4 protein-coding genes and 1 pseudogene are annotated in these 4,467 nt (G+C 60.1%); 2 read left to right on the top strand and 3 right to left on the bottom strand.

Annotated features, from left to right (window positions below; all coding sequences use genetic code 11):
* The 3 genes and pseudogenes from BGIM_RS47805 to BGIM_RS66830 form a co-directional block, all read right to left on the bottom strand.
* Window positions 1-333: pseudogene (locus tag BGIM_RS47805) on the bottom strand (hypothetical protein); the annotation flags it as partial.
* A 19-nt stretch (window positions 334-352) separates the two neighbouring features.
* On the bottom strand, window positions 353-1,498 hold the full coding sequence (locus BGIM_RS47800) for a cation:proton antiporter (RefSeq protein WP_238537496.1): 1,146 nt from the start codon (window positions 1,496-1,498) through the stop codon (window positions 353-355).
* 59 nt (window positions 1,499-1,557) lie between these two features.
* A complete protein-coding gene (locus tag BGIM_RS66830) occupies window positions 1,558-1,722 on the bottom strand; it encodes a hypothetical protein (RefSeq protein WP_238537497.1) in 165 nt (54 codons plus the stop codon).
* Window positions 1,723-1,955: 233 nt separating this feature from the next.
* Between BGIM_RS66830 and BGIM_RS0100195 the strand changes: the two genes are divergently transcribed.
* Window positions 1,956-3,191 carry a hypothetical protein gene (locus BGIM_RS0100195; RefSeq protein ID WP_020467841.1) on the top strand — a complete coding sequence of 412 codons (1,236 nt, stop codon included), beginning with the start codon at window positions 1,956-1,958 and terminating at the stop codon, window positions 3,189-3,191.
* Window positions 3,192-3,248: 57 nt separating this feature from the next.
* On the top strand, window positions 3,249-3,941 hold the full coding sequence (locus BGIM_RS0100190; RefSeq protein WP_020467840.1) for a class I SAM-dependent methyltransferase: 693 nt from the start codon (window positions 3,249-3,251) through the stop codon (window positions 3,939-3,941).
* Window positions 3,942-4,467: the final 526 nt, after the last annotated feature.

The following is a 4,467-nucleotide window of genomic DNA, read 5'->3' as shown; positions in this document are numbered from 1 at the left end:
CAGCCCGGCGGCGGCGGTGAACCGCCAGCGGGCCGCCGGACGGTCCAGGCCGCAAACCGCCAGAACGCCCACCGGGTTTGGATCGCCGACATGCAATTCCAAATCCGAACTCACCGGCCAGGCATGCCAATCCGGCCCCGCTCCATCGTCCGCCCGGCCAAACCCGACAAGCCGGCGGTCGGTAAGCACGACCAATTCGCGGCCGTATCGCAGTTCCGCGTCCAAGTCAGGCTCAACCCATTCCACCACTCGCTCGCCAGGCAGAAGCCGGTCGGCGAGGGCTGGCCGCCAGTGGTCGGGCACGGCGGGCAAGCGGTCGACAAGATCGGACATGAAGGCCCCGAAGTATTGGTCAATGGGGCATTGTAGTCGCGCGGTCAGCGAGGTCATCGGGCGATTGATCCGGCGTTTCCTCATCGCGTTCCGCCAGCGAAGAAACGTTTAGAACCCGGATCAGCAACGGAAGCGTCATTCCCTGTCCCACAAGCGTGACCAGAATCACCCCGAATGTGAGGAACAGGATCAAGTCCCGGTCGGGAAACGGTCCTTCGGGTGTGTTTGTCGGGAGCGATAGCGCCGCCGCCAGCGACACCACCCCGCGCATGCCGGCCCAGCCGACCACGGTCACCGCGCCACGGGGGATAAGTGACATCCCGGTCCAGCACGACCCGGTCAACCCAGCGTGGCAGATAAGCACGGGGGTACATCCACAACAACCGTGACCCGATGACCACTGCGGAGATGATCGCCGCGTATCCGCACAAGGTCGGGAGCGTTTGATGGCTGCCCAGCGAACCCAAAAAACCGGAAGCTGAAAGCCGATTAACAAGAAGATCAGGCCGGTGAGCAGGAATTCGACCATCCCCCAGACGGCCTTAGCCTCGGCGCACCAATTATGCCGGATGTTACAGAGACCAAACCAGCCGACATACAGCCCGGCGGAAACGGCCGCCAGCACGCCGCTGACTTCAACCCGTTCGGCCGGAAGATAAAGCAAGTAGGGTGTCGACAGGCTGAGGGCGATGTGCAGTTTCGGCTCTCCGAGGCGCGTGTGCCTCAACCACTCGTGCGTCCGGACGATCACCCACGCCCCGCTCAATCCGATGGCGACCCCGTCGGCGCTGAAGGTCACGAACTCGAAGGCCGCCCGCTCAACCCGGAACGCCTCCCCGGCGACCACCGCGACCGCGATGCAGAGCGCGACCAGTGCCGAGGCGTCATTCACAAGGCTCTCACCTTCCAAAAGGGTGGTGATGAGCCGAGGCACACGAACCAGTCGGGTGACGGCCACGGCGGCGACCGCATCCGGCGGGGACACGATGGCCCCGAGAACGAACGCGGCCGGCCAGGACAGGCCCACTAGATCGTGCGCCGCCCAGGCCACCAAAACGGTGGCGAACTGCACCAACCCGATTGCAAGCGACAAGATCGGCCGGATGGCTCGCCGGAACGCCGGCCATTCGGTTTGGAAAGCGGCCGCGTAGAGAAGAGGGAGCAGAAACCCAAGGAGCGTCAGATCTGGGTTCAGGTCAATGCCCGCGACCCCGTCCTGAAGGCTCAGTAAAAGGCCCCGATCACCAGAAGGATCGGGTACGGTATCTTGAGCCAGCGTGCGAGAACCCCGATCCCGATGACGGCAACGACCAATCCGACAACGATTTCGATCTGATGATGCACCAACGCCCTCCCTGGCTTCTCGCGGCCAACGGCGCACTGTCGCACCGTTGGTTTTTCAAATTCTATGCCGGGTCAAAGAGACTGGCGAAGTTGATTGACGATGCCGGAGTAGCATCATCAGGGGGAAAACACCGCCGGGCAAGGGATTCGCAACTTGGAACAATCGACAGAAGAACCGACAAAGCCCCTCTCGCCATGTCGTTTTCAAAAGGATCGAATAAGGTGATGGATTAAATGACCGGCCGGCATCGGCGCAAACTCAGATGATGAGGAAAGACATGCGAGGCTCCCTGACACTTGTTGTCTTCCTGGCGATGGCATCGATCTCCAGAGGCGACGAACTGCGGCCGGTTGCCCTCAAATCGGCGGTCACGGAGGTTCAGCCGCTCACGGGGATCGTCCTGTGGACAACCAACCCGTCTGTCAAAACCGCTCCCATTCAACTGGAGTACAGCTACTTCGCCTACGACCAGGTGGTGAAAGAGAAAGACCGATATGATTGGTCTGCGGTCGAGAAACTGCTCGATGAGGTGGCCGGGAGGAAGCACCAGCTCGTTCTCCGCTGGCATGACACTTACGTGGGCAAGCCAACCGGCGTGCCGGCGCCCGTCAAGGCTCTGCCGGGCTATCGGGAGACGACCGGGAACAGCGAAAAGAAGCGGACCGGCTTTCCCGACTGGTCGCATCCCGGCTGGCAAAAATTTGTGCCCGAGTTTTTCACCCGGTTCGCGGAGAAATACGATGGTGATCGTCGGCTGGCGTATTTGGAGGTCGGTTTCGGCTTGTGGGCCGAGTACCACATCTATGACGGCCCGATGGAACTCGGCAAGACGTTTCCGTCGAAAGAATTCCAGCGTGAGTTTGCCATTCACATGGGCCGCGAGTTCCGGCAAACCCCTTGGATGATCTCGGTGGATGCGGCCGGTGATCATGCTCCGTTTGCCAAGGACAAGAAACTGCTGGCCCTGCCGTTCGGGCTGTTCGACGACTCGTTCAACCACGCGAAGCACCAAAAAGAGAACGAGCCGAATTGGGACCGTCTGGGCCGGGACCGCTGGAAAACCGCTCCGGCCGGAGGCGAGTTCAGTTTCTTTGAGAAGAAGGATCAGAAGGAGGCTCTTTCCTTGAAAGGACCGCACGGCATCCGCTTTGAGGAACAGGCGGCGAAGTTCCACGCGACGTTCATCATCGGAGATGCCCAGCCGGGATATCAGAAGCCGGAACGCATCCGCGAGGCCGGCATGGCCTGCGGATACCACTTCCGGGTGACCGGGTTCCGGGTGTCGGCCGCTCGGTCTGAGGTGACGGTGACAAATTCCGGGGTGGCGCCGATTTATTTTGATGCGTTTCCGGCGGTGAACGGGATACGGTCAAAGACCTCGCTCAAGGGTCTTTTGCCAGGGGGGGCACGAGTGTTTGAAGTCGCCGTCGGTGGGGATTCACCAACCCTGACCATCGAGTGTGACCGGCTGGTCAAGGGCCAGCGAATCGGATTCGACGCCGAGCTTCCCTAAATCTTCCAGCCATCAAATATCCAGCCACACGAACATCCACGCGACAGGATAGCAACCATGAATGCCGTTCAAAGTCCGATCTTGGAAACCACTGTCGGGGACGTCAAGTTGGGCGAGTGCCGGCTGGAAGTTGCCGGGCGAGAGTTGGCTGTTCAATATGCCGCCGCGTTCGTGACCGCCGCCGATGAGGTTCAATTTCTCGCCAACGGGGCCGGAGGACTGCCGTATGGGCTCACTCTGTGGCCGGCCTCGATCGCCTTGGCTCACGAAATCGGCACCCGGAAATCCGGGTTCGCCGGCCGGTCTGTGTTGGAGATCGGGGCCGGGACCGGCCTGCCGGGGATTGTTGCCGCCGCCGCCGGTGCGACCGTCCTCCAGACGGACCGCCACGAACTGGCCCTGCATTTGTGCCGGCTCAACGGCGAACGCAACGGCATCCCTGGCCTTGAGCGCCGGCTGGCCGACTGGACGGCGTGGGACGACACCCGCCGATATGACTGGATCATCGGTTCCGATATTTTGTATGCCGCCGAACTTCACCCGCATCTGCGGAGGATCTTTGAGGGAAACCTCGCCGCTGGCGGCCGGGTGCTGCTGTCGGACCCGTTCCGCTCCACCGGGCTTCCGCTCTTGGAGGCAATGGAAAAAGACGGCTGGCGGGTGACACACAACCGATGGTCCCTTGGCGACGGGAAGGATTCTCGCCCCGTTGCGGTTTACGAACTAACTCGACCAGCCAAGCATCGCTGACAGATTCCGGCGAAGATCCTCCGGCTGTCGCAAGGCCTGTTCAGGGGAAGCGAATTTCTGGCGGAAGATCTTCCCAATTTGGGTGGTTGACAAGACCGCGATCGGAAAACTCTTGTGTGCCCGATTGCCTTTTTAAGAGCACAAGACGCCATCGTCTGAATATCCACTTTTTCAGTTCTTTGGTCAGTCCGATGATTCAATTTCTATTCAACGATGACCGGACATCATGTCATGAGCCGGGTGGATAGAACTACCAACCACTGTTCTCTAATGGTAAATTTTGCGAATCAAGAACTCGTCTCGGCCAGCTTGGAATCGCATTGCTTGTACTGTTTCTGTACTGTGCAATGATCGCAAAATACCGTGAATCATCGACAAGGATTGCGTTGGTTTGCGGGGCTGGACAAGTGTAAAATCTCTGTGTAAAGTGCTTGAAAGCCAAGGCTTTCGGATCTTTCGACGGGGGTCGGACGGGTAGTTTCGGGACCAAGAGGTCGCAGGTTCAAATCCTGTCAGCTCGATTGTA

Origin of the sequence: Zavarzinella formosa DSM 19928 (genome assembly GCF_000255705.1) — a bacterium.
Taxonomy (GTDB): domain Bacteria; phylum Planctomycetota; class Planctomycetia; order Gemmatales; family Gemmataceae; genus Zavarzinella; species Zavarzinella formosa.
Note: the sequence above shows the minus strand (reverse complement) of the source record. Positions and strands in the feature narration are given on the sequence as shown.

What these genes read in the sequence shown, in the direction of transcription:
- BGIM_RS0100190 (WP_020467840.1), top strand. Translation starts at nt 3,249, where the DNA reads ATGAATGCCGTTCAAAGTCCGATCTTGGAAACCACTGTCGGGGACGTC.
- BGIM_RS0100195 (WP_020467841.1), top strand. Translation starts at nt 1,956, where the DNA reads ATGCGAGGCTCCCTGACACTTGTTGTCTTCCTGGCGATGGCATCGATC.